Below are 25304 nucleotides of genomic sequence, written 5' to 3'. Positions count from 1 at the left end.
AGCCTGGAGCTCAACCTTCCGTGCCCGTTCTGCGTCTACCGCTACTCCCTGCCGAAGCAGGTAAACAGCATTGGGGCAATTTGCCCGGTGCTGCCCTCAGCCTGGCGGTTGCCGAGGCTGCCAGCGCTGCCAAGCGCTTCACCCTGCTACTGACCGCCGACAGCCAAAGCGCTGAACGACTGGAACAGGAGCTGAGTTTCTTCGCCCCGGATTTGCCCGTTCTGCATTTCCCCGACTGGGAAACCCTGCCCTACGACCTGTTCTCGCCGCACCAGGACATCATTTCCCAGCGCATCGCCAGCTTATATAGGCTGCCGGAGCTGGAACATGGCGTGCTGGTGGTGCCGATCACCACGGCGTTGCACCGCTTGGCGCCGACCAAATTCCTGCTCGGCAGCAGTCTGGTGCTGGATGTCGGCCAGAAACTCGATGTCGAGCAGATGCGTTCCCGACTCGAAGCCAGTGGCTATCGCTATGTCGACACCGTCTACGAGCACGGGGAGTTCACCGTGCGTGGCGCGCTGATCGACCTGTTCCCGATGGGCAGCAAGTTGCCGTATCGCATCGACCTGTTCGATGACGAAATCGAGACCCTGCGCACCTTCGACCCGGAAAACCAGCGCTCCATCGACAAGGTCGACTCGGTCAAGCTGCTGCCGGCCCGCGAGTTCCCACTGCAGAAAGACGCGGTCACTCGCTTCAAGGCGCGGTTCCGCGAACGTTTCGACGTCGACTTCCGGCGCTGCCCGATCTTCCAGGACTTGAGCAGCGGGATTACCCCGGCGGGTATCGAGTACTACCTGCCGCTGTTCTTCGACGAAACCTCGACCCTGTTCGATTACCTGCCGCAGGACACGCAGGTGTTCTCGCTGCCGGGCATCGAGCAAGCGGCGGAAAACTTCTGGAACGACGTGCGCAATCGTTATGAAGAACGCCGCGTCGATCCATCGCGTCCTTTATTGCCACCGGCGGAATTGTTCTTGCCGGTGGAAGATTGCTTCGCCCGACTGAAGAGCTGGCCGCGCGTGGTTGCCAGTCAGCAAGACGTGGAAAGCGGCGCCGGTCGCGAGCGCTTCCCCGCGCAGGCCCTGCCGGATCTGGCGATCGAAGCGAAAGCCACACAACCGCTGGCAGCACTGGCTGGGTTCCTTGATGAGTTCCCCGGGCGCGTGCTGTTCACCGCCGAATCCGCCGGCCGTCGCGAAGTCCTGCTGGAGTTGCTCGAACGCCTGAAGCTGCGACCGAAGACCGTCGACAGCTGGCCGGACTTCGTCGCGAGCAAGGATCGCCTGGCAATCACCATTGCCCCGCTCGACGAAGGCCTGATGCTCGACGAGCCGGCGCTGGCCCTGGTCGCGGAGAGTCCGCTGTTCGGTCAGCGCGTGATGCAACGCCGTCGTCGCGAAAAACGCAGCGACGTCAGCAATGACGCGGTGATCAAGAACCTCACCGAGCTGCGCGAAGGCGCGCCGGTGGTGCACATCGATCACGGCGTAGGTCGCTACCTCGGTCTGACGATTCTGGAAATCGATAATCAGGCCGCCGAATTCCTCACCCTGGAATACGCCGAGGCCGCCAAGCTCTACGTGCCGGTGGCCAACCTGCACTTGATCGCCCGCTACACCGGTAGCGACGACTCGCTGGCCCCGCTGCACCGCCTCGGCTCCGAGACGTGGCAGAAAGCCAAGCGCAAAGCCGCCGAACAAGTGCGTGACGTCGCCGCTGAACTGCTCGACATTTACGCCCGTCGCGCCGCTCGCGAAGGTTACGCTTTCGCCGATCCGAAAGCCGATTACGCGACCTTCAGCGCCGGTTTCCCGTTCGAAGAAACTCCGGACCAGCAATCCACCATCGAAGCCGTGCGCGAAGACATGCTCGCGCCAAAACCGATGGATCGACTGGTCTGTGGCGACGTCGGTTTCGGCAAGACCGAAGTGGCCATGCGTGCGGCGTTCATCGCCGTACACGGTGGCCGCCAAGTGGCGATTCTGGTGCCGACCACCCTGCTCGCCCAGCAGCACTACAACAGCTTCCGCGACCGCTTCGCCGACTGGCCGGTGACCGTGGAAGTGATGAGCCGCTTCAAATCGGCCAAGGAAGTGACTGCCGCGATCGCCGATCTGGCGGAAGGCAAGATCGACATCGTCATCGGCACGCACAAACTGCTGTCCGATGACGTGAAAATCAAAAATCTCGGGCTGGTGATCATCGACGAAGAACACCGCTTCGGTGTGCGCCAGAAAGAACAGCTCAAAGCCCTGCGCAGCGAAGTCGACATCCTCACACTGACCGCCACTCCGATTCCGCGCACGCTGAACATGGCGGTGTCGGGCATGCGCGATCTGTCGATCATCGCCACACCGCCGGCGCGACGCCTGTCGGTGCGCACCTTCGTCATGGAGCAGAACAAGAGCACGGTCAAAGAGGCCCTGCTCCGCGAACTGCTGCGCGGCGGCCAGGTTTACTACTTGCACAACGATGTGAAAACCATCGAGAAATGCGCCGCCGACCTTGCCGAACTGGTACCGGAAGCCCGCATCGGTATCGGTCACGGGCAGATGCGCGAGCGCGAACTCGAACAGGTGATGAGCGACTTCTATCACAAGCGCTTCAACGTATTGATCGCCTCGACCATCATCGAGACCGGCATCGACGTGCCGAGCGCCAACACCATCATCATTGAGCGCGCCGACAAATTCGGCCTGGCGCAACTGCACCAGTTGCGTGGTCGTGTCGGCCGCAGTCACCACCAGGCTTACGCCTACTTGCTGACGCCGCCGCGCCAGCAAATCACTTCGGACGCGGAAAAGCGTCTGGAGGCGATTGCCAATACCCAGGATCTTGGCGCCGGCTTCGTGCTAGCGACCAACGACCTGGAAATCCGTGGTGCCGGCGAACTGCTTGGCGATGGCCAGAGCGGGCAGATTCAAGCCGTCGGTTTTACGCTGTACATGGAAATGCTCGAGCGCGCGGTCAAGTCGATCCGCAAAGGCGAGCAACCGAACCTCGACCAACCGCTTGGCGGTGGACCCGAGGTCAACCTGCGGGTGCCAGCGCTGATTCCGGAAGACTATCTGCCGGATGTTCATGCCCGTCTGATTCTGTACAAGCGCATTGCTTCGGCGACCGATGAGGAAGGCCTGAAGGATCTGCAAGTCGAGATGATTGACCGTTTCGGTCTGCTGCCGGAACCGACGAAAAATCTGGTGCGCATCACCGCGCTGAAGTTGCAGGCTGAGCAATTGGGCATCAAGAAAGTCGACGGCGGGCCACAGGGTGGGCGCATCGAGTTTGAAGCGCAGACACCGGTCGACCCGATGACGCTGATCAAGCTGATCCAGAGCCAGCCCAAACGCTACAAATTCGAAGGTGCGACGATGTTCAAGTTCCAGGTTCCGATGGAACGGCCGGAAGAGCGCTTTAATACTGTAGAGGCGCTGTTTGAGCGCCTCCTCCCGAAATCTGTTTGAAGGACGCCCAATGCGCCTGTTCCGCTCGGTAACTTTGCTACTTGCTTTGGTAGCCCCTTCGGTTTTTGCCGATGACCTGTATCAGGTCGAAATGATTCTGGTGCGCCAGAACGCCGTGCCGGCCATCGTCAGCCGCGCCGCGCCGGAAGACTGGGCCGCCGGGGCCCAGCGCCTGGGCGATGACAGCAAGCGCACGCCAGCGCTGAATGACGTCGTGACCAAACTCACCGCCAGCGGCGACTACAGCGTGCTGTTGCACAAGGCTTGGCAGCAAACCCTGGGTGAGACGCCCGCCAAAGTCGCCGTCAGCGACGGTCAGGAGCAATTCGGCCAATTCCCGATCGAGGGCACGCTGCAGATGAAGCTCGGCCGTTTCACCGACGTGAACGCCGACTTCTGGGTCAATCAGATCGACGCCAATGGCATGGTCACCGCCAGCGAGCGCCTGAAACAGGACAGCCACACCAAGAACGGCCAACTCAACTATCTCGACAACGGCCATCTGGCCCTGCTGATCAAGATCACGTCCCTGACCGCGCCTGCACCACGGGAAGCGCCTGAAGCCATTCCGGACTGATCGAAGTCCTTATGAACCCGCCGCTGAGCAAACCGTTGGCGCCCTCCTGGGTCAGCCGATTCAAGGAGCAGAGCCTGGAGCGTGGCCGTCGCTACGCCCTGGAAAACCGGGTACGCATAGCGCAAGTCGGCGATGCAACGATCACCGCCAGTTGCGAAGGCTCTGGCGGTAACGTTTACCGTCAGACTATTCACCTGCGCGAGTCGGCCAAAGGCACTTTATTGCTGGTGGATGCCGGCTGCACCTGCCCGGTGCGCACCAATTGCAAACACTGCGCCGCCGTCCTGCTGAAAGTGCAGGAAACCCTCGATTACCCCGCCGCCGCCAAAGACGCCGAGCTGCTGGAGAAACTTCAAGCCGTACTGGAAAACCGTGGCCCGAAAGCCCCGCCGCAAGTGCTGGTCGATAACGTGCAGCCGATGCCGCGCCTGTGGCTGGCCAGCGTCGAGTTCAGCGCCTTCGAACCGCGCAACGGCAAGATGCAGCGTTACATTCAGCACCGCGCAGCGTTGTCGTTCAGTTATCTGGATGAATACGTCAGCGGGCAGAAAAACAGCGACATCCTGATCCGTCAGGAAACCCAGACGCTGCGGATAAAACGTCACCCGGAAGTCGAACAGTCCTACCGCGAACAGTTAAGAATCCTCGGCTTTCGCATCGCCACTCGCCAGAGCAAAGCATTGCCGGAAAGCGCCGGCGAGCTGTACGAGATGGTCAATGACAGCGCCTGGCTGACGTTTACCCTCAACGATTTGCCGAAACTGCGAACGCAGGGTTGGGAATTACAGATCGACGAAGAGTTCGGCTTTGACCTGACCGCTGTGGATGACTGGTACGCCACGGTCGAACAGGCGCCGGAACGTGACTGGTTTGATCTGGAACTGGGGATCATCGTCAACGGCGAGCGCCTGAGTCTGCTGCCGATCCTGCTCAATCTGATGCGCTCGCACGCGGAAATCCTCAATCCGGAACGCCTGGCGCGGCGCCGCGATGACGAGCTGATTCTGGTCAATATTCCGCAGCGCAACAGCGAGCATGGACCGTTGCAGGTGGCTCTGCCACTGGGGCGCTTGAAGCCGGTATTGATGACGCTTGGCGAGTTTTATCTGCAGGAGCCGGGCGAAACCACGCTGCGCTTGAGCAAGGCTGATGCCACGCGGCTCAACTCGCTTGAAGGCCTGCCGCTGCTGTGGGAGGGCGGCGAGCAGATCCGCACGTTTGCTCAGCGCCTGCGCGACATCCGTGATTTCAGCGCTGAAGCGCCGGAAGGCTTGAACGCGACGCTGCGCCCGTATCAGCTCGAAGGCTTGAGCTGGATGCAATCGCTGCGACAACTGGAGGTCGGCGGGATTCTCGCGGACGACATGGGTTTGGGTAAAACCCTACAGACCCTGGCGCATATTCTCAGTGAGAAAATCGCCGGACGCCTCGATCGACCGTGCATGGTGGTGATGCCGACCAGTCTGATTCCGAACTGGCTCGATGAGGCTGCGCACTTCACGCCGCAACTAAAAGTGGTTGCGCTGTACGGTGCCACTCGTAAAAAGCATTTCGACAATCTGGCCGATTTCGACCTGATCCTCACCACCTACGCGCTGCTGCCCAAGGACGTCGAGCGTCTGGCCAAGCAGCCGTTGCATGTGTTGGTGCTGGACGAAGCGCAGTACATCAAGAACCCCAACAGCAAAGCCGCCCAAGCCGCGCGCGAGCTCAATGCACGCCAGCGCCTATGCCTCAGCGGTACGCCATTGGAAAACCACTTGGGCGAGCTGTGGTCGCTGTTTCACTTCCTGCTGCCGGGCTGGCTCGGCGACGTAAAAAGCTTCAACGCCGATTACCGCGTGCCGATTGAAAAACGCGGCAGCGAAGTCAGACTTCAGCACCTCAACGGTAGGATAAAACCGTTCTTGCTGCGCCGGACCAAAGAGCAGGTCGCCACCGAGTTGCCACCGAAAACCGAGATCATCCATTGGGTCGATCTCAACGAAGCGCAACGTGATGTGTACGAAACCATGCGCTTGGCGATGGACAAGAAAGTCCGCGACGAGATCACCCGCAAAGGCGTGGCACGCAGCCAGATCATCATTCTTGAAGCGCTGCTCAAGCTGCGTCAGGTCTGCTGTGATCTGCGTCTGGTCAACGATGCCACCCTGCCCGCTCGCGGCAGCACCTCGGGCAAGCTCGACAGCCTGATGGAAATGCTTGAGGAATTGTTCGAGGAAGGCCGGCGGATTCTGCTGTTTTCGCAATTCACCTCGATGCTGTCATTGATCGAGGAAGAGCTGAAAAAACGTCACGTGTCCTACGCCCTGCTGACCGGCCAGACCCGCGATCGGCGCACGCCGGTGAAGGAATTCCAGAGCGGCAAGCGTCAGATTTTTCTCATCAGCCTGAAGGCCGGTGGTGTTGGTCTGAACCTGACCGAGGCGGACACGGTGATTCACTATGATCCGTGGTGGAACCCGGCGACCGAGAATCAGGCGACGGATCGTGCGTACCGGATCGGTCAGGAGAAACCGGTGTTCGTCTATAAGATGATTGCCCGGGGCACGGTGGAAGAGAAGATTCAGCATCTGCAGAAGGAAAAATCCGACTTGGCGGCGGGCGTACTGGATGGGCGCAAGGCCGGGGACTGGAAGTTGCAGAGTGATGATATTGAAGCGCTGTTTGCGCCGTTGCCGGATAAGCTCGAAAAACGTTGAGAGCTGCAGTGCTGGTTAGATAGCTTTCGCGAGCAGGCTCGCTCCCACAGGGGAATGCATTCCAACTGTGGGAGCGAGCCTGCTCGCGAATGGCTCACCTCGGTTTAACGGTTGCAACCGAAGCTCAGTCTTTGGAAACAGGCAACGGCGCAAACAACGCCTCGATGTCACCCTGCTCCAGCTTCCAACCACCCGTCGTGCCACCCTCAAGCACCGCCCCGGCCAGCGCCGCCTTCTCCTGCTGCAGCGCCTGTATTTTTTCCTCAACCGTGCCACGAGCAATCAACTTGTAAACGAATACCGGGTTGTTTTGCCCGATTCGATACGCACGATCGGTGGCCTGATTCTCCACTGCCGGATTCCACCACGGGTCGAAGTGAATCACCGTATCTGCTGCCGTGAGGTTCAAACCGGTACCGCCGGCCTTCAGACTGATCAGAAACAACGGCACCTTGCCGCCCTGAAAATCCTTGACCGGCGTGCGCCGATCCGTGGTGTCACCGGTCAGCAGCGAATAGGCAATGTCCCGTTGCTGCAATTCTTCCTCGATCAAGGCCAACATCGAAGTGAACTGGGAGAACAGCAGGATTCTGCGACCTTCGCCGAGCAGCTCTTCAAGCATTTCCATCAGGCTGACCAGCTTGCCACTGCCGGAACGCAGTGCCTTTGCTGTTATCGGCATGTTGATCAGGCGCAAGTCGCAACAAACCTGGCGCAGCTTGAGCAAGGCATCGAGAATGATGATCTGACTGCGCGCCACACCACTGCGGGCAATCTCGTCGCGGACTTTTTTGTCCATCGCCACGCGAACCGTTTCATAGACATCGCGCTGGCCGTCGCTGAGATCCACCCAATGGACAATCTCGGTTTTCGGCGGCAGCTCCGTGGCGACCTGATCCTTTTTGCGGCGCAGCAAAAACGGCTTGATCCGCGCTGTCAGGTGCTGCATGCGCTGAACATTCCCATGCTTCTCGATTGGCGTGCGGTAATCTCGATTGAACGACTTGCTGTCGCCAAGCCAACCCGGCATCAAGAAGTGAAACTGCGACCATAGCTCGCCCAAGTGGTTTTCCATTGGCGTGCCGCTCAGGCACAAGCGCTGACGGGCCTGCAGGTCACGGGCCGCTTGCGCGGCTTTGCTGAGCGGGTTCTTGATGTTCTGCGCTTCGTCGAGAATCAGCACGCTCCACGACTGCGGCTGCAAGATCTCCAGATCCCTCGGCAGCAACGCGTAAGTGGTCAGCACCAGATCGTACTCAGCCAGATTAGCGAAATCCTTTTGCCGCCCAGCGCCATGCAGCGCCAATACTTTCAACTGCGGGGTGAAACGCTCGGCTTCGTCGAGCCAGTTGGGAATCAGGCTGGTCGGCATCACCGCCAGTGCCGGGCAATCGAGGCGCCCGGCGTGTTTTTCCGTGAGCAGGTGCGCCAGGGTTTGCAGCGTTTTGCCCAGCCCCATGTCATCACCCAGAATGCCGCCGACTTCAAGCTCGCGCAGGGTTTGCATCCAGTTAAGGCCTTCGAGCTGATACGGGCGCAGTTGCGCGTTAAGGCCGGCCGGCGCAGCGACGTGGGCGTGACTGGAATTCTGCAATCGCTTGGCAAAGGTGCGCAGCCGCTCGCCGCCCTGCCAATCCAGCGGCACGCCATCGAGCATACTCAAGCGCGCAGCATCCGGGACACTCAAGCGCAGTGCATCGCCCTGATGACCGCCCAGGTACAACTCGCCCAGCGTCGCCATCAGCGGTTTGACCCGACTCAGCGGCAGCGCGACCTTAGCGCCCGAAGGGTCGCCAAAACCGCTGGGCTTGAGTTCGATCAGGAGTTTTTCGTCATCGCCGCGTTGGGCCAGATCGACCGGGTCAAGCAAGCGCGGCTGAGTGCGCAACAAGTGCAGAAGGATCGGCAGCAAACTGTAGCGCTGGCCATTGACGACGATACCCAACTGCAAATCAAACCACTGATGCCCAGCCTCTTCCTCGACCTCGGCGTACCAATGTTCAACCGGTTGCACATCGAAATGAAAGCCGGGACTGAACTCGACTTGCCAGTTCGAGGCGCGCAACGTGGCAAGCCCTTCGTGCATAAACCCGAGCCAAGTGGAATCATCCGCCAACGTGAACATCTCGCCGGGACGATCCAGCGAGCTCTTGCGCGTGGCTTTCTTGAAGCCGTGCTTTTGCAGGATCTGGCGCAGCTGCTTTTCCACCGCAGGCTGGCGTTGAATGCGCTGGGTTTCGGTACCGTTGAGGATCATCACTTCCGGATTGCGATCCACCGTCGGCTGGCCGTTGTAGGTAAACACCAGAACGGCGCGGTGCTCCAGAACGTATTCCCAGCGCGAGCGCTCACGACCGCTGACGAGGATCAGCTGTGGCTGCGGGAGTACGTCGTCGATGATTCGTTCGGTCAGTTGGTGTGGCGGCGGGACTCTCGTTGCCACACTCATGCGATGGCTGAACTGCATGGCCTGACGCGCCGGAACGTTCGGCGCCAGCGTCAAATGGCTGGCCAGTTTCTCGTCCAATTCATTGAACAGAGGGCCAATCTGCCGCTGTTCACGATCCAGATAATACAGCGGCTCCAGCGCCAGCACGGTCTCCTGCGCAGCCTCGGCACTGCTCCACTGCCCGCGGAACCCGCCGTCGGCCTGCTCGGCCCATGCGAACTGGCCGATGCGCTTCGCACCCAACACCAACGGTTGCAGATCCTCGAAATCAAGGAACAGCCGCGAGGTGCGCAAAAGCATTTCCAGCAGTTCGGCGCCGCTGCTGCCTTCCAGCGGATAGCCGCTGTAATAGGCGTGGTGAGAGTGCATGGCAACCAGCAGCCTGGCGACGCGCAGGTCCAGCTCGGACAGGTAACCGGGCTGACGCATGAGCATTTCCGCCAGCGAATACATCGGTTTGACTTCGCGTAACTCGCCGCTCTTGAGCTGGGAGACCTTGAAGATATCGAGCAGCCACTTGCCGCTCACTGACGTTGGCTTGAGCTTGTAAAACAGGCGCGTGCCTGCGGTTTGCGCGCCTTCCTCGGCGGGTTTGGCCGGCACGGGGATGGTCGAAAGCCAATGTTCCAGCGCCCGACCCAACGGGATCGATGCGTCACTTTCAGACGCCTCATGATCACTGCCCTGCAGGTGATAGAGCACCGCAGCGCAGTGCTTGCAGTCGATTGAGACAGGACAGGTGCACAAGCAGCGCAAGTCGACGGAACCCCGCCGATCTTCGGACAGGTAAATGGTTTGTTCATACGCCTGATCTTCCGAACCGACGCAGAACGCCTCAATCCTTCTGTCATCGATCTCGATGATCTCTACCCGATCATCGGCGGCATAAGCCCGCGCCTTGGCCAGCGCACCGCTTGTGAATGCCCGGGTCCAGGCCAACGACTTAAGCTGTTCGATGAGAATGCTCATGGGCAGTCCTTAGCCAGCCAGCACCCGCGCCAACGCCGATTTCACCTTGCCCATCCCGTCATGCAACGCCTGCTCGATCTCAGTCATGGTGATCACTTGCGTGGTCTTGCCCGCCGCCGGGTTCACCACCAGCGCCAGACAGGCGTAATCCAGATCCAGCTCACGGGCCAGTGCCGCTTCCGGCATGCCGGTCATGCCGACGATGTCGCAGCCGTCACGCTCCAGACGCACGATCTCGGCGACCGTCTCCAGACGCGGACCCTGGGTGCAGGCGTAAACGCCCTGATCGCTGTACTCGCAGCCTTCAGCGGCCACGGCGGCAATCAGTTGCTGACGCAGCGGTTCGCTGTAGGGAAAGCTGAAGTCAATGTGGGTGACGTGCTCCAGGTCATCAGCGAAAAAGGTGTGCTCGCGGCCGCTGGTGTAGTCGACGATCTGGTGTGGCACACAGAAATGTCCGGTGCCCATGGCCGAATGAATGCCGCCCACCGCATTCACCGCGATGATTGCTTCGGCGCCGGCCTGTTTCAACGCCCACAGGTTGGCGCGGTAGTTGACCTTGTGCGGCGGGAAGCGATGCGGGTGGCCGTGACGGGCGAGGAACAGCACTTCCTTGCCGGCGTATTCGCCAATTTGCACGTCGGCCGATGGCGCGCCATAGGGTGTGTCGACCGCCAGCGATTGGCGAATGGTCAAGCCTTCGAGTTGAGTCAGGCCGGTGCCACCGATGATTGCGTAAACCGTCATAACGAAAAATCCTTAATCGATCAGTTGAGCGTCTTTGAGCGCGCCGATGGCGGTGAGCCAGCGCGGATCCTGACGGTAATCGGTGCTGGCGAATGCCTGGCCGCGCATACGGGCGATGCGGGCGGATGGCTTGACCTTCATGCGTTGCACGGCGCTAAGGGCCAGTTCGGCTGCGGCGCGGTCGTTGCACACCAGGCCCATGTCGCAACCGGCAGTCAGCGCGGCTTCGATGCGGCTGGCGGCGTCGCCGACCACGTGGGCACCGGCCATCGACAGGTCATCGCTGAAGATCACGCCGTCGAACTGCAATTCGCCGCGCAGGATGTCCTGCAACCAGCGCCGGGAGAAACCGGCTGGCTGCGAATCCACCTGCGGATAAATGACGTGCGCCGGCATGATCGCGGCCAGTTGTTTGCTGAGTTTGGCGAAGGGCACGAGGTCGTTGGCACGGATCTCGTCGAGGCTGCGCTCGTCATTCGGGATTGCGACGTGAGAATCGGCTTCGGCCCAGCCGTGGCCAGGAAAGTGCTTACCTGTGGCGGCCATGCCGGCGCTGTTCATGCCGCGAATAAATGCACCGGCGAGCAACGCGGCGCGCTCGGGATCGCCTTCGAACGCACGGGTGCCGACGACGGCACTACGCTGGTAATCCAGATCGAGCACCGGGGCGAAGCTCAGGTCGAGGCCGACCGCCAGCACTTCGGTGGCCATGATCCAGCCGCATTGCTCGGCGAGGTATTCGGCATTCGGGTTATCGGCGATAGCGCGCATGGCTGGCAGACGCACGAAGCCCTGACGCAGACGCTGCACGCGGCCGCCCTCTTGATCGACGGCCAGCAGCAGATCCGGGCGGATCGCGCGAATCGATGCACTGAGTTCACGCACCTGGCGCGGATGCTCGATGTTGCGGGCAAAAATGATCAGGCCGCCCACTTCGGGCTGACGCAACAATTGGCGATCTTCAGCCGTCAGCCAGGTACCGGCGACGTCCACCATCAACGAGCCTTGCAGGCCAGCAGTCATAGAGATTCCTTGAAAACGAAAACCCGATCCGCAGCAAATCGCTACCGTGAGCCATGCTCGGCAGGTCGGCAATTGCTATGGAGATCGGGTTCAGAACGTGAGTCGGCATGGGCGGCTAGCTTAGCGGATACAAGCAGCCGCGCCCACCCGTGCGCGGTTAAACCTTGGCGGCGACCGGCGTTGATTTACTGCGCGGACGCAGTTGCGCGGTGGCCATGGCCGCATCGGTGACACCGGTTTCAGCGCGCATGCCAGCGGCGAGAAACGGCACCATCAGGCGCATCACTTGTTCGATGGAGGTGTTGACGCCGAAATCGGTTTCGGCAATCGCACGCAACGCCTTGATGCCGGACATGCTGAATGCCGCGGCGCCGAGCATGAAGTGCACGCGCCAGAACAACTCGATCGGGGGAATGCGTGGCGCGGCTTCGTTGACCAGCAGCATGTAACGGCGGAACACTTTGCCGTACATGTCTTCCAGGTAGCGACGCAAGTGGCCCTGACTCTGGCTGAATGCCAGACCAAGCAACCGCATGAAGATAGACAGGTCGTTGCCGCTGCGAGGTTGAACCACCAGGGCCTGCTCGACGAGGATTTCCAGCAACTCTTCAAGCGTCGGCTTGTTTTCAGGCTTGGCCTGACGCCGCTCAAGCTCTTTATCGAGGCTGATGCAGAACGGCCCGAGGAAGCGCGAGAACACTGCCTGAATCAGCGCTTTCTTCGAACCGAAGTGATAGTTCACCGCTGCCAGGTTGACGCCAGCCTTGCTGGTGATCAAACGCAATGAGGTTTCAGCAAAACCTTTCTCCGCGAACAACTGCTCGGCAGCATCAAGAATGCGTTCAACGGTTTCCGACTGGGCCATGGCTACTCCGCCTGACAAACACTTGTTTGAAACATACGTTTCAGCCTATGCCTTGTCAAGCCTGCCGGTTCGTTTTGGGAATGGTCGGTCAGCTATTTAACCACACAAGGCCGACGCTTTATTAAACGCTTGTTCCGACCGTCCGGCGGCAGGCAGAAAAACGGGCATTGCCAAGACCGTTTCACTGTATATAATCCCAGTCACTGTATAAAAAGACAGAGCGATCAATATGCTAAAGCTGACGCCACGCCAAGCCGAGATTCTGGCCTTTATCAAACGTTGCCTCGAAGACAACGGCTACCCGCCGACCCGTGCGGAAATCGCTCAGGAACTGGGTTTCAAATCGCCCAATGCTGCCGAAGAACACCTCAAGGCGCTGGCTCGCAAGGGTGCGATCGAGATGACACCCGGTGCTTCCCGGGGCATCCGCATACCGGGCTTCGAAGCCAAGGCTGACGACTCCACCCTGCCGATCATTGGCCGGGTCGCCGCCGGCGCCCCTATCCTCGCCCAGCAGCACATCGAAGAATCCTGCAACATCAACCCAGCCTTCTTCCATCCTCGCGCCGACTATCTGTTGCGCGTGCACGGCATGAGCATGAAGGACATCGGCATTTTCGACGGCGACCTGCTGGCGGTTCACACCACACGTGAAGCCCGCAATGGCCAGGTTGTCGTTGCTCGCATCGGCGATGAAGTGACCGTCAAACGCTTCAAGCGTGAAGGCAACAAGGTCTGGCTGATTGCCGAGAATCCCGAATTCGCCCCGATCGAAGTTGACCTTAAAGATCAGGAACTGGTGATCGAAGGCTTGAGTGTCGGCGTCATTCGCCGCTAAAGGAGGCTTTATGCAGTTCCCACACGCACCTCAGCAAACACAACTGCCTTTATTCGAAGCGTTTCTGGCGCAACCGATGGCGCCGATTCTGAAAGAAGTAGTCGAGCGCGAATGGAATGCCGAACCTGAAGTATTCAGTGAGTTGTCCCTGCGCGGTGCGACCGGGAACTGCCTGAACCTGCTCGCCCCGATCCTTCGCGAACTCAGCGAAGATCAGGATGCACGCTGGCTGACTCTGATTGCGCCACCCGCCAGCCTGACTCAGACCTGGTTACGGGACGCCGGCCTGAACCGCGAACGCATTCTGCTACTGCAACCTCGCGGCGCTCAAAGTGCTCAGCAACTGGCGTGCGAAGCACTGCGGTTGGGCCGCAGTCACACCGTGGTTACGTGGCTCAACCCATTGAATACGAACGCCAGGCAACAGCTGATCAGCGCCGCACGCACGGGCGATGCTCAGAGCCTGAACATTCGATTGGGTTGATTGCTGATTACGCGCGCTGTGTGAAGCGCAGGGCTTCTCGAGGGACAGAGAAGCCGATCTGAAGCGGTAGCGTCAAAAAAGAAAACCGATGGGGATCAATGAAGAACCCGCGGCCCCTCTTCCTTATCGAACTCGCCTTCGACCATACGACCGGCCATCTGAACGCCGACGCTCAACATGGCTTTAGCAATTTCCACGTGCTGACCTTGCAGGAACGCCTTGGCATCCTCGGAGAAATCCAGCGTCACCAGAGAACCTTCGTCCTCAGCCCTGCGCAGTTCGATTCGGCCGTCTGGTAACTCGACAATTTCTAGAAAGGACGTTGGCATATAGGTCTGTTCTCCACGAAAGGCAGCGATTATATAGACATCATTCGGGGTTCGCTTGGGATCTTGACCAGCAGCATGTTTCAGATTGCCACCGTGTCAATCATCCTCAGCACTCGTTCAAGCTTTCGCGGAACCGGAGGGCCAAGCCCTTGAGGTTCTGCCGCCAGCTCTCCAGTTCCTCTCGGCTCAACTCTTCAGGCGCCTCCTCTTCATCCAGATTAACTGCCTGAATCAATGGCTGCGTCACATCGCCTTTTGGCTTATGCGGTACACGAGGTGGTTGGAACATCGCCGAATGCGCTGCCAGCAACTTCGCCAGCCAGGTTTCCGGATTTCCTGCCAGCTCAATCATTTCCGCCATCTCCGGGATCGCGATCGATTCCAGCACTTCACGCGTCAGCAGTAGCTCTGCACGTGGCGCATTGGCTTGTGGCAAACGGTAGAAACCAGCGATTTCGTGGCAAAGGCCCAACAGGGCGCCGTAGAGGTGAAACAACGCCGATTCACGCCCGGCCTGAATCAGCGCCAGAGAGTTCATCGCCCGCCCTTCTTCAGCACGAGCCAAGGCTTCCAGCGACAGGCCGGCGAAATAAATCTTCTGGTTGGTACGGGTATAGAGTTCGTGAGCCATGAAGGCGCTCTCCACAACGAAATAATTGCTTCACACAGGCCGGACAGTGTCGTGGATCAGCCGATCCCACCGCAAGTACAAAACAAAAAGGCCGCATGAAAACCCTAGGGTGCTCATGCGGCCTTTTGTATCAGGCTAATGCTTACTCAGCTTTGGCCTTCGTACGATTGTCTTCCACCGTCCATTTACCGCCGTCGAAGTAAGCCTTCCAACCGGTAGGCTTGCCGTCCACTTCGGTCTGCACGTATTGTTCCTTGGTCTTGCGGCTGTAGCGGATGACCGCCGGCAGACCATCAGGATCCTTCTGCGGTGCATCACACAGGAAGTGATACTTCGGATCAATCTCGTCCTTGTGCGGCAGGATCTCGATCACCAGCGGAGCACGGGTCTCGCGGTTTTTCGGGAACTGACTCGCCGCCAGGAACAGACCAGAGGCACCGTCGCGCAGGATGTAGGTGTCGTTGACCTTTTCGCATTTCAGCTCAGGCATCTTCACCGGATCCATCTTCGGCGGCGCCGCGTCACCGCTTTTCAGCAGCTTACGGGTGTTCTTGCACTCAGGGTTGGTGCAACCGAAGAACTTGCCGAAACGACCGGTCTTGAGCTGCATCTCGCTGCCGCACTTGTCGCATTCCAGGCTCGGACCCTCATAGCCCTTGATGCGGTAACTGCCCTCTTCGATTTCGTAGCCGGCGCAATCCGGGTTGTTACCGCAGATGTGCAACTTGCGCTTCTCGTCGAGCAGGTAAGCGTCCATCGCCGTACTGCAGATCGGGCAGCGATGCTTGCCACGCAGTACCAACGACTCCGACTCGCCTTCGTCGTCCGCAGCGATTTCATCGCCCGGCACCAGATTGACGGTCGCCTTGCAGCGTTCTTTCGGCGGCAGGCTATAACCCGAGCAACCGAGGAAGACGCCGGTCGAGGCAGTACGAATCTGCATCGGACGGCCGCACGTGGTGCACGGAATGTCGGTCATTACCGGCTGGTTGGCACGCATGCCGCTGTCCGGGTTTTCGGCCACTTCGAGTTTCTTTTTGAAGTCGCCGTAGAACTCGTCCAGCACGTTTTTCCAGTCGCGCTCGCCTTGCGCCACGTCATCGAGGTTCTCTTCCATGCCGGCGGTGAAGCCGTAGTCCATGAGATTCGAGAAGCTCTCCGACAGACGCTCGGTAACGATATCGCCCATCTTTTCCGAGTAGAAACGACGGTTGTGCAGGGTCACGTAACCGCGATCCTGAATGGTCGAAATGATTGCAGCGTAAGTCGAAGGACGACCGATGCCACGTTTTTCCATTTCTTTAACCAGGCTCGCTTCCGAATAACGCGCCGGCGGCTTGGTGAAGTGCTGGGACGGATCAAGCTTGATCAGCTTCATCACGTCGCCCTGCGCCATATCAGGCAGGACGTCGTCGTCGCCAGGCTTAGCAATTTGTGGCATGACGCGGGTGTAACCGTCGAATTTGAGGATACGGCCCTTGGCGCGCAGCTCGAAATCGCCAGCGCCGACGCTGACAGTGGTCGACAGGTATTGCGCCGGCAGCATCTGGCAAGCGAGGAACTGGCGCCAGATCAGCTCGTACAGACGCTCAGCATCGCGCTCCATGCCCGCCAGCTTGCTCGGGATGGTGTTGGCGTCAGAAGGACGGATCGCTTCGTGAGCCTCCTGTGCGCCTTCCTTGCTGCTGTAGACGTTCGGCGTTTCCGGCAGGTACTTCTTGCCGAACTCGTCTTCAATATAAGCACGCGCCATCGTCACGGCGTCAGCCGAAAGGTTGGTCGAGTCGGTACGCATATAAGTGATGTAACCGGCTTCGTACAGACGCTGGGCCATCATCATGGTTTTCTTCACGCCGAAGCCCAAGCGGTTGCTCGCGGCCTGCTGCAGGGTGGACGTGATGAACGGCGCCGACGGCTTGCTACTGGTCGGTTTGTCTTCGCGCTTGACGATGCTGTAGCTGGAAGACTTGAGCTTCTCCAGCGCGGCCATGGCCTGAGCTTCGTTGAGCGGCTTGAAGGCTTCGCCTTTCTCGCGAGCGACTTCGAAACGTACGGTCGAGCCTTTGGTGGTGCCGAGATCGGCATGCACTTCCCAGTACTCTTCCGGGTTGAACGCACGAATTTCGCGTTCACGCTCGACCACCAGCTTCACGGCAACCGATTGCACGCGACCGGCGGACAGACCGCGAGCGATCTTCGCCCACAACAACGGCGAGACCATGTAACCCACAACGCGGTCGAGAAAACGACGCGCCTGCTGTGCATTGACACGATCGATGTCCAGCTCGCCCGGCTGGGAGAACGCTTCCTGAATCGCCTTCTTGGTGATTTCGTTGAACACCACACGCTTGTAGCGGCTGTCGTCACCACCGATGGCTTCGCGCAGGTGCCAGGCAATGGCTTCCCCCTCGCGATCCAAGTCGGTTGCGAGATAGATGGTGTCAGCATCTTTGGCGAGCCGGCGCAGCTCTTCGATGACCTTCTCTTTGCCCGGGAGGATCTCGTACTTGGCTTTCCAGCCATGATCGGGATCGACACCCATACGCGAGACCAGCTGCTTGCGCGCTTTCTCTTTCGGCGAGAGCACCGGACCTTCGCCCGCAGCAGCCTTGCCGCGCTTGGCGGCTGGCTCTTTGCTGGCGCTAGCCGAACCGCTGGTGGGCAGGTCTCGGATATGGCCGATACTCGACTTCACCACGTATTGGTTACCCAGATACTTGTTGATGGTCTTGGCCTTAGCCGGGGATTCCACAATGACCAGCGATTTGCCCATGGATCAGAAAATTCCTGAATTCTAGAAGTGAAAGGCGGTTGGCGCCTGACGCGGCACCGCTATATATAGTTGATACAAGGTGAGGTCAAGCACAGGGTTCTGTGCGCACTCCCCTTATGCCTTGGAAAAAAGGCTCGGTTCAGCTTGCACCAAAGCAAAGCGTGGCACTTGCTCGCCGTCAACCTCGACCGACTCAAGAAACATGCTCAGAGGACGCACCCAAAAGCCGTAATCGCCATACAGGGCTTGGTAAAACACTACTTCTTCTTCGGTCTCGGAATGCCGTGCAACATTGAATACACGGTACTGCGGACCTTTGTAATGTTGGTAGAGCCCAGGTTGTATCGGCATGTTTTGGCCCTCACTCAAATTTTTTCAAAATAAAAACAAAAATAAATCCACAAAAACAAAAACCGGGGCACTTGGCCCCGGCTTCCATCGACGAGACGCTTAAACGCGTTCGAAGACGGTGGAGATGCCTTGGCCGAGACCAATGCACATAGTGGCCACCCCGAAGGTGCCGCTATTCTGCTTCATCACGTTCAGCAAGGTGCCGGAAATACGGGCACCGGAGCAACCGAACGGGTGACCCAGGGCGATCGCGCCGCCGTGCAGGTTAACCTTCTCGTTCATCTTGTCGAGTACTTTCAGATCTTTCAGCACTGGCAGAGCCTGTGCAGCGAAAGCTTCGTTGAGCTCGAAGAAGTCGATATCGTTGATGCCGAGGCCCGCACGCTTCAAGGCTTTCTGTGTCGCCGGAACTGGACCATAGCCCATGATTGCCGGATCCACACCTGCCACTGCCATCGAACGGATAACCGCCATTGGCTGAATGCCCAGGTCTTGTGCACGCTGTGCCGACATCACGATCATGCACGAGGCACCATCAGTGATCTGCGACGAAGTACCGGCAGTCACGGTGCCGCCCTTTGGATTGAAGGCAGGCTTGAGGGCCGCCAGACTTTCCAGGGTGGTTTCCGGACGAATGGTTTCGTCGTAGTCGAACAGTTTCAGGAAACCGTTCTCGTCATAGCCTTGCATCGGGATGATTTCGTCTTTGAACTTGCCTTCCACGGTGGCCTTATGGGCCAACTGGTGGGAACGCACACCGAAAGCATCTTGCTGTTCGCGAGTAATGCCGTGCATTTTGCCCAGCATTTCAGCGGTCAGACCCATCATGCCCGAGGCTTTCGCCGCGTACAGCGACATGTGCGGGTTCGGATCGACACCGTGCATCATGCTCACGTGGCCCATATGCTCGACGCCGCCCACTACGAACACGTCACCGTTGCCGGTCATGATCGCTTGCGCAGCAGTGTGCAGCGCGCTCATCGACGAGCCGCACAGACGGCTGACGGTCTGGCCTGCCGAAGTGTGCGGGATCTGGGTCATCAGCGACGCCATGCGCGCGATGTTCCAGCCCTGCTCCAGGGTCTGGTTGACGCAGCCCCAGATCACGTCCTCGACTTCAGCAGGATCGACCTTCGCGTTGCGTTCCAGCAATTTGCTGATCAGATGCGCCGACATGTCTTCGGCACGGGTGTTGCGGTGCATGCCGCCCTTGGAGCGGCCCATCGGAGTACGACCGAAGTCGACAATCACGACGTCTCTTGGATTCAAGCTCATAAAATTTCACTCTCGCTCAAAAGTTGGGACGCTTAACCGAAGAACCGTTGGCCGGTTTTGGCCATTTCACGCAGTTTCGCGGTCGGGTGGTACAGCGCGCCCAAATCAGCGTACTGGTCAGCCAGGGCAACGAACTCGGCAACACCGATCGAATCGATGTAGCGCAGTGCACCGCCACGGAATGGAGGGAAACCGATACCGTAGACCAGACCCATGTCGGCTTCGGCGGCAGTTTCAACGATGCCGTCTTCCAGGCAACGCACGGTTTCCAGGCACAGCGGGATCATCATCCAGTTGATGATGTCTTCGTCAGTGACTTCGCGCTGCTCGTAAACGATCGGCTTGAGCACTTCCAGCACCGACGGATCGGCGACCTTCTTCTGCTTGCCTTTCTTGTCGGCCTCGTAAGCGTAGAAACCCTTGCCATTCTTCTGGCCCAGGCGCTTGGCTTCGTACAGCACGTCGATGGCGGAGCGACGGTCATCCTTCATGCGATCCGGGAAGCCTTCAGCCATCACGTCACGACCGTGGTGACCGGTGTCGATGCCGACCACGTCCATCAGGTACGCCGGGCCCATTGGCCAGCCGAATTTCTCCATGACCTTGTCGATACGGACGAAGTCCACACCGGCGCTGACCAGCTTGGCGAAACCGCCGAAGTACGGGAACAGTACGCGGTTGACCAGGAAGCCCGGGCAGTCGTTGACGACGATCGGGTTCTTGCCCATTTTCTTGGCGTAAGCGACGGTGGTGGCAACAGCCAGCTCACTCGACTTCTCGCCACGGATCACTTCCACCAGCGGCATCATGTGCACCGGGTTGAAGAAGTGCATGCCGACGAAGTTTTCCGGACGCTTGAGAGCCTTGGCCAGCAAGCTGATGGAAATGGTCGAGGTGTTGGACGCGAGGATGGTGTCCTCTTTAACCTGACCTTCGACTTCAGCCAGTACGGCTTGCTTGACCTTCGGGTTTTCGACGACCGCTTCGACAACCAGATCGACGTGACCGAAGTCGCCGTAGGACAGGGTCGGACGAATGGCGTTGAGTACTTCAGCCATTTTTGCAGCGGTCATGCGACCTTTATCAACGCGGCCAACCAGCAGTTTGGCGGCTTCGGCCAGACCCTGCTCGATACCGTGCTCGTTGATGTCCTTCATCAGGATCGGCGTGCCTTTGGAGGCCGACTGATAGGCGATACCGCCGCCCATGATGCCGGCGCCGAGTACGGCAGCCTGCTTCACGTCTTTGGCGATTTCGTCGTAGGCCTTGGCCTTTTTCTTCAGTTCCTGATCGTTCAGGAACAGACCGATCAAGCTCTGCGCAGCAGAGGTCTTGGCCAGCTTGACGAAACCGGCGGCTTCGACTTCCAGCGCCTTGTCACGACCGAAGTTCGCGGCTTTCTGGATGGTCTTGATCGCTTCAACCGGCGCCGGGTAGTTCGGGCCAGCTTGACCGGCGACGAAACCTTTGGCGGTTTCGAAAGCCATCATTTGTTCAATGGCGTTCAACTTGAGTTTTTCAAGTTTCGGCTGACGCTTGGCCTTGTAGTCGAACTCGCCGGAGATGGCGCGTTTGATCAGTTCAAGGGCAGCTTCCTGCAGCTTCTCTGGAGCAACCACGGCGTCGACGGCGCTGACTTTCAGCGCATCTTCCGGACGGTTTTCCTTGCCAGCGGCAATCCACTCGATGGCGTTGTCGACACCGATCAGGCGCGGCAGACGCACGGTACCGCCGAAGCCTGGGTAGATGCCCAGTTTGACTTCCGGCAAGCCGATCTTGGCCTTGGTGGACATGACGCGATAGTCAGCTGCCAGGCACATTTCCAGACCGCCGCCCAGGGCGATGCCATTGATGGCCGCTACGGTCGGAACGTTGAGGTCTTCGAAATCGCTGAAGATCTTGTTGGCTTCGAGATTGCCAGCAACCAGCTCGGCATCCGGCAGCTTGAAGTTGTCGACAAATTCGGTGATGTCGGCGCCGACGATGAACACGTCCTTGCCACTGCTGACGATCACGCCCTTGATCGAAGCATCTGCCTTGATGGCGTCTACGGCCTGACGCAGTTCGTTCAGGGTTAGACGGTTGAACTTGTTGACGGACTCACCCTTGAGGTCGAATTTCAATTCGACGATGCCACTTTCAAGAGCTTTAACCGTGATGGCTTTACCTTCGTAAATCATCAACTGATCTCCACGATATGGAAGCTGAACAGTACACGTCGGACGCAGGCGAATGGCTCGGCAGGACGCTTTTTCGTCGATGCTGACGCCAATCCACCCGGCACACCCGCCAACGCGATAGTCGGGATTCTGTAGGAGCAGTCTGTAAGACAAACGCTCAATTCATACGCCCGTTTGATTTGGGTACGTCACCTTCACGGAATTTCCGACAATTGTCAATCGCCCAAAATACGGGTTGAAATGCGACTTTGCGGTCATTTCCGTACCACGAAGACCAGCAACACGCGTCTGCATGTGAAGCCATTCATAGAATCAATAGTTAGAAAATTCGCCCTAATTCGCCGCACGCCTTGTTTAACAGGCTACGCTGGCTGGACGACGGGGAAATGCACTGAGCGTTCGAAGCCAGACCCGTCAAAAAGTTTACCGGCCTGCCTGGCCAACCCCGCCCGATGAATCATGTCGGGCTTTTTATTGCGCGTCTGCCGGACGTTCCCCACCGTTGCAGTGGGAAAAATCCGCGCGTCATGCCAGCGCTTTCAGCGTGGCGTCGATATCCAGCAAAACCGAGGCTTCGCCCTTCTCACCCCAATACAGGGCGATCATCTGTTTGTCCGCCTCGACCTTGAAAACGTTACCCGGCAACTTTTCGAAATGATTGAGCAGCGCCCGATCCTCACAGATTTCCTGCCACTGATTGACCCACACACCCGGCGATTTTTGCCAGTAGGTCCAGCACAGCGGTTTACTGCTGCGGCGCGGTCGATGGTACTGCGCACACGGATTCGGCGGCTCTTGCGCCAGCCAATGCGGCCACTCCTGAGGCGCCAGCTGCATGGCCAGGCCAATACGCCGCGCCTCCATGCGCAGGGCAATTCGGCCGCTTTGCGCGCGCGATGGACGCAACCACGCCAGCGGACTTAAAACCACTAACAGGATTGACACCACCAACCAGACCGTCATATCTCTACTCCCAATTCTTGGTGAGCGCATTGTGTCACTTTGGAACCAATGCGCTTGAAACCAGCCATACTTAACAATATTGAACCGTCACGAGGAGCACCTCATGCCCTACCACCACATCCTGGTCGCTGTAGATTTGACTGAAGAGTGCGACCCTGTGATTCACCGCGCCAGAGAGCTGTCGGTGAGCAATGGCGCCAAGCTGTCACTGGTGCATATCGTCGAGCCAATGGCCATGGCGTTTGGCGGCGACGTGCCGATGGATCTGTCACAACTGCAACAACAGCAGTTCGATCAGGCCAAAGAGCGCCTCGAACGTCTCAAGCTCAAATACACCGAACTCGAAGGCGCCAACTGCCACCTGACCTATGGCCAGCCACGTCAGGAAATTCACCACTTCGCCAAGGAACAGACGTGTGATCTGATCGTGGTCGGCAGTCATGGTCGTCATGGTCTGGCGCTGTTGCTCGGTTCCACCGCGAATGACGTGCTGCACGGCGCGCCTTGCGACGTCCTCGCCGTGCACCTGGTCAAACGCTAAACTCTGCGACAGCTCCTGCAAAAAGCCCGGCCTCACGCAAATGAGGCCGGGCTTTTTTATTGCCGGATCAATCAGGCATCCAGCTCGGCCCAACGCTCCATCAACGCATCCAGCTCAGCCTGTAACTGCTCAAGGGATGCAATCACCCTGGCCGTCTCAGCCGCAGGACGCTGATAGAAACCAGCCTCAGCCATTTCAGCCTCGACCGCAGCGATCTGCTGTTCCTTGGCGTCGATATCGCCCGGCAGCGCTTCCAGCTCGCGCTGCAGCTTGTAGCTCAACTTCTTCTTGGCCGCCGGAGCAGCAGCGGCCGGCGCGGCGACTACCGCAGGCTCAGCGGTGACCACGGCGGAATTCAAGTCAGCCTTGCCCGACTTGCTCTCGGTCACGCCCAGCAGACGCGGCGAACCGCCCTGACGGATCCAGTCCTGATAGCCGCCGACGTATTCACGCACCTTGCCTTCACCTTCGAAGACCAGTGTGCTGGTGACCACGTTGTCGAGGAATGCCCGGTCGTGGCTGACCATCAGCACGGTGCCGTTGAAGGTCAGCAGGACTTCTTCAAGCAGCTCCAGCGTTTCGACGTCGAGGTCGTTGGTCGGTTCGTCGAGCACCAGCAGGTTGGCTGGTTTGCTGAACAGCTTGGCCAGCAACAGACGCGCACGTTCACCACCCGACAGCGCCTTGACCGGCGTGCGGGCACGCTGCGGGCTGAACAGGAAGTCGCCGAGGTAGCTCAGCACGTGACGGCTCTGACCATCGATATCGATGAAGTCGCGACCTTCGGCGACGTTGTCGATCACGGTCTTTTCCAGATCCAGTTGATGACGCAACTGGTCGAAGTAGGCCACGTCGATCCGCGTACCCTCTTCCACTTTGCCAGAGGTCGGTTGCAGACCACTGAGCATTAGTTTCAGCAACGTGGTTTTGCCAGTACCGTTGGCGCCGAGCAGACCGATACGGTCGCCGCGCGTCAGCACCATCGAGAAATCCTTGATCAGGAACGGGCCACCCGGGTGAGCGAAACTCACGTTCTCGAGGACCATCACCTGCTTGCCGGACTTATCGGCGGTGTCCAACTGGATGTTGGCTTTGCCAGTGCGCTCACGACGCTCGCTACGCTCGACGCGCAACGCTTTCAGGGCGCGGACGCGGCCTTCGTTACGGGTGCGGCGCGCCTTGATGCCTTGGCGGATCCAGACTTCTTCCTGGGCCAGTTTCTTGTCGAACAGCGCGTTGGCGGTTTCTTCAGCAGCCAGCGCGGCTTCTTTGTGCACGAGGAAACTGGCGTAGTCGCCGTTCCAGTCGATCAGGCCGCCGCGATCCAGTTCAAGAATGCGCGTGGCAAGGTTTTGCAGGAAGGAACGGTCGTGCGTGATGAACAGGACGGCGCCCTGGAAATCTTTCAGTGCTTCTTCGAGCCAGGCAATCGCACCGATGTCCAGGTGGTTGGTCGGTTCGTCGAGCAGCAGCAGATCCGGCTCGGACACCAGCGCCTGTGCCAGCAGCACGCGACGACGCCAGCCGCCGGACAACTGGGCGAGGGTCTTGTCGGCCGGCAGTTGCAGACGGCTCAAGGTGCTTTCGACCAGCGTCTGCAAACGCCAGCCATCGCGGGCTTCGAGGTCTTGCTGAACGTGCATCAGCTTGTTCAGGTCTTCTTCAGTGACGCAGTTCTGCGCGAGGTGGTGGTACTCGGCGAGCAACGCGCCCACGCCGTCAAGGCCTTCGGCAACCACGTCGAACACAGTCCGATCGTCGGCCACTGGCAATTCTTGCGGCAATTCGCCGATTTTCAGACCGGGGGCACGCCACACCGAGCCGTCATCGGGCTTCTGGTCGCCCTTGACCAGTTTCATCATGCTGGACTTGCCAGTGCCGTTGCGACCGATGATGCACACCCGCTCACCACGGGCGATCTGCCAGGACACCTTGTCCAACAACGGCATAGCGCCGAACGCAAGGGACACATCGCTGAATTTGAGCAGGGTCATGAGCTTCTCCAAAAACCGGGCGCGCATTCTACCTGACTTAGGGCTTCAACAGGCCGGCAATTTGTCTGTCGAAGCACTCTGCACAACAATTGTTGCGAACTTGTGCTGAGAGGCCCGCAAAGCTTTCGCCGCTTGCTGGCAAA

The 25304-nt window shown here is 59.1% G+C and carries 18 protein-coding genes; 6 read left to right on the top strand and 12 right to left on the bottom strand.

Annotated features, from left to right (window positions below; all coding sequences use genetic code 11):
- Positions 1-20 precede the first annotated feature (20 nt).
- From mfd to ACQ4OE_RS17020, 3 genes are read left to right on the top strand one after another with little or no spacing between them, the layout of a single operon-like run.
- Positions 21-3470 carry a transcription-repair coupling factor gene (gene mfd / locus ACQ4OE_RS17030; RefSeq protein WP_430947318.1) on the top strand — a complete coding sequence of 1150 codons (3450 nt, stop codon included), beginning with the start codon at positions 21-23 and terminating at the stop codon, positions 3468-3470.
- A gap of 10 nt (positions 3471-3480) precedes the next feature.
- The gene (locus ACQ4OE_RS17025) at positions 3481-4047 is read left to right on the top strand and encodes a CsiV family protein (protein WP_430947317.1); all 567 of its coding nucleotides are present in this window, start codon (positions 3481-3483) and stop codon (positions 4045-4047) included.
- A gap of 11 nt (positions 4048-4058) precedes the next feature.
- A complete protein-coding gene (locus ACQ4OE_RS17020; RefSeq protein ID WP_430947316.1) occupies positions 4059-6749 on the top strand; it encodes a DEAD/DEAH box helicase in 2691 nt (896 codons plus the stop codon).
- Positions 6750-6873: 124 nt separating this feature from the next.
- Here ACQ4OE_RS17020 and ACQ4OE_RS17015 read toward each other — a convergent pair whose 3' ends face one another.
- From ACQ4OE_RS17015 to ACQ4OE_RS17000, 4 genes are all read right to left on the bottom strand, one after another.
- Complete coding sequence (locus ACQ4OE_RS17015; protein WP_430947315.1) at positions 6874-10167, bottom strand: SNF2-related protein; 3294 nt, start codon at positions 10165-10167, stop codon at positions 6874-6876.
- A 9-nt stretch (positions 10168-10176) separates the two neighbouring features.
- Positions 10177-10914: an S-methyl-5'-thioinosine phosphorylase gene (locus ACQ4OE_RS17010; protein WP_122595427.1), complete on the bottom strand. Its 738-nt coding sequence runs from the start codon at positions 10912-10914 to the stop codon at positions 10177-10179.
- 12 nt (positions 10915-10926) lie between these two features.
- Positions 10927-11925, bottom strand: a complete 999-nt coding sequence (gene nagZ, locus ACQ4OE_RS17005) for a beta-N-acetylhexosaminidase (RefSeq protein WP_430947409.1) — start codon at positions 11923-11925, stop codon at positions 10927-10929.
- A gap of 169 nt (positions 11926-12094) precedes the next feature.
- On the bottom strand, positions 12095-12802 hold the full coding sequence (locus ACQ4OE_RS17000; RefSeq protein WP_007910473.1) for a TetR/AcrR family transcriptional regulator: 708 nt from the start codon (positions 12800-12802) through the stop codon (positions 12095-12097).
- A gap of 229 nt (positions 12803-13031) precedes the next feature.
- Here ACQ4OE_RS17000 and lexA point away from each other — a divergent pair, with 229 nt between their 5' ends.
- Together lexA and sulA are read left to right on the top strand one after the other, a co-directional pair.
- Positions 13032-13640 (top strand): transcriptional repressor LexA, encoded by a 609-nt coding sequence (gene lexA / locus ACQ4OE_RS16995; protein ID WP_430947314.1) that lies wholly within the window; start codon positions 13032-13034, stop codon positions 13638-13640.
- A gap of 10 nt (positions 13641-13650) precedes the next feature.
- Positions 13651-14124 (top strand): SOS-induced cell division inhibitor SulA, encoded by a 474-nt coding sequence (gene sulA, locus ACQ4OE_RS16990; RefSeq protein WP_122595423.1) that lies wholly within the window; start codon positions 13651-13653, stop codon positions 14122-14124.
- A 95-nt stretch (positions 14125-14219) separates the two neighbouring features.
- Here the strand turns inward: sulA and ACQ4OE_RS16985 are convergent, their stop codons facing one another.
- The 7 genes from ACQ4OE_RS16985 to ACQ4OE_RS16955 all read right to left on the bottom strand — a co-directional run bounded on the left by ACQ4OE_RS16985 (position 14220) and on the right by ACQ4OE_RS16955 (position 22626).
- Entirely contained in the window at positions 14220-14453 is a 234-nt protein-coding gene (locus ACQ4OE_RS16985; RefSeq protein WP_003226592.1) for a hypothetical protein, read from the bottom strand.
- A gap of 106 nt (positions 14454-14559) precedes the next feature.
- Positions 14560-15084: a DUF6586 family protein gene (locus tag ACQ4OE_RS16980; protein WP_430947313.1), complete on the bottom strand. Its 525-nt coding sequence runs from the start codon at positions 15082-15084 to the stop codon at positions 14560-14562.
- A 142-nt stretch (positions 15085-15226) separates the two neighbouring features.
- A complete protein-coding gene (topA, locus tag ACQ4OE_RS16975) occupies positions 15227-17857 on the bottom strand; it encodes a type I DNA topoisomerase (protein ID WP_430947312.1) in 2631 nt (876 codons plus the stop codon).
- A gap of 114 nt (positions 17858-17971) precedes the next feature.
- Positions 17972-18208, bottom strand: coding sequence for a DUF1653 domain-containing protein (locus tag ACQ4OE_RS16970; RefSeq protein WP_042560169.1), 237 nt, complete (start codon positions 18206-18208; stop codon positions 17972-17974).
- A 99-nt stretch (positions 18209-18307) separates the two neighbouring features.
- Complete coding sequence (gene fadA, locus ACQ4OE_RS16965; protein WP_007910465.1) at positions 18308-19483, bottom strand: acetyl-CoA C-acyltransferase FadA; 1176 nt, start codon at positions 19481-19483, stop codon at positions 18308-18310.
- A gap of 32 nt (positions 19484-19515) precedes the next feature.
- Positions 19516-21663 carry a fatty acid oxidation complex subunit alpha FadB gene (gene fadB / locus ACQ4OE_RS16960; protein ID WP_122595420.1) on the bottom strand — a complete coding sequence of 716 codons (2148 nt, stop codon included), beginning with the start codon at positions 21661-21663 and terminating at the stop codon, positions 19516-19518.
- A gap of 525 nt (positions 21664-22188) precedes the next feature.
- On the bottom strand, positions 22189-22626 hold the full coding sequence (locus ACQ4OE_RS16955; RefSeq protein WP_430947311.1) for a hypothetical protein: 438 nt from the start codon (positions 22624-22626) through the stop codon (positions 22189-22191).
- 103 nt (positions 22627-22729) lie between these two features.
- Here ACQ4OE_RS16955 and ACQ4OE_RS16950 point away from each other — a divergent pair, with 103 nt between their 5' ends.
- Positions 22730-23167: a universal stress protein gene (locus tag ACQ4OE_RS16950; protein WP_093099866.1), complete on the top strand. Its 438-nt coding sequence runs from the start codon at positions 22730-22732 to the stop codon at positions 23165-23167.
- Positions 23168-23238: 71 nt separating this feature from the next.
- On the opposite strand, the gene ACQ4OE_RS16945 is transcribed toward ACQ4OE_RS16950, so the two are convergent.
- Positions 23239-25161: an ATP-binding cassette domain-containing protein gene (locus ACQ4OE_RS16945; protein WP_430947310.1), complete on the bottom strand. Its 1923-nt coding sequence runs from the start codon at positions 25159-25161 to the stop codon at positions 23239-23241.
- Positions 25162-25304: the final 143 nt, after the last annotated feature.

Source organism: Pseudomonas sp. WC2 (genome assembly GCF_050586545.1).
In the GTDB taxonomy this organism is placed as follows: Bacteria; Pseudomonadota; Gammaproteobacteria; order Pseudomonadales; family Pseudomonadaceae; genus Aquipseudomonas.
The sequence above is the reverse complement of the archived record's forward strand: the minus strand, read 5'-3'. Positions and strand labels throughout refer to the sequence as shown.

Coding starts and splice junctions, on each gene's coding strand:
- ACQ4OE_RS16970 (WP_042560169.1), bottom strand. CDS start 18,208: ATGCCGATACAACCTGGGCTCTACCAACATTACAAAGGTCCGCAGTAC.
- lexA (WP_430947314.1), top strand. CDS start 13,032: ATGCTAAAGCTGACGCCACGCCAAGCCGAGATTCTGGCCTTTATCAAA.
- ACQ4OE_RS17015 (WP_430947315.1), bottom strand. CDS start 10,167: ATGAGCATTCTCATCGAACAGCTTAAGTCGTTGGCCTGGACCCGGGCA.
- ACQ4OE_RS16985 (WP_003226592.1), bottom strand. CDS start 14,453: ATGCCAACGTCCTTTCTAGAAATTGTCGAGTTACCAGACGGCCGAATC.
- fadB (WP_122595420.1), bottom strand. CDS start 21,663: ATGATTTACGAAGGTAAAGCCATCACGGTTAAAGCTCTTGAAAGTGGC.
- ACQ4OE_RS17020 (WP_430947316.1), top strand. CDS start 4,059: ATGAACCCGCCGCTGAGCAAACCGTTGGCGCCCTCCTGGGTCAGCCGA.
- ACQ4OE_RS17010 (WP_122595427.1), bottom strand. CDS start 10,914: ATGACGGTTTACGCAATCATCGGTGGCACCGGCCTGACTCAACTCGAA.
- topA (WP_430947312.1), bottom strand. CDS start 17,857: ATGGGCAAATCGCTGGTCATTGTGGAATCCCCGGCTAAGGCCAAGACC.
- ACQ4OE_RS16945 (WP_430947310.1), bottom strand. CDS start 25,161: ATGACCCTGCTCAAATTCAGCGATGTGTCCCTTGCGTTCGGCGCTATG.
- ACQ4OE_RS16980 (WP_430947313.1), bottom strand. CDS start 15,084: ATGGCTCACGAACTCTATACCCGTACCAACCAGAAGATTTATTTCGCC.
- fadA (WP_007910465.1), bottom strand. CDS start 19,483: ATGAGCTTGAATCCAAGAGACGTCGTGATTGTCGACTTCGGTCGTACT.
- ACQ4OE_RS16955 (WP_430947311.1), bottom strand. CDS start 22,626: ATGACGGTCTGGTTGGTGGTGTCAATCCTGTTAGTGGTTTTAAGTCCG.
- ACQ4OE_RS16950 (WP_093099866.1), top strand. CDS start 22,730: ATGCCCTACCACCACATCCTGGTCGCTGTAGATTTGACTGAAGAGTGC.
- ACQ4OE_RS17000 (WP_007910473.1), bottom strand. CDS start 12,802: ATGGCCCAGTCGGAAACCGTTGAACGCATTCTTGATGCTGCCGAGCAG.
- sulA (WP_122595423.1), top strand. CDS start 13,651: ATGCAGTTCCCACACGCACCTCAGCAAACACAACTGCCTTTATTCGAA.
- ACQ4OE_RS17025 (WP_430947317.1), top strand. CDS start 3,481: ATGCGCCTGTTCCGCTCGGTAACTTTGCTACTTGCTTTGGTAGCCCCT.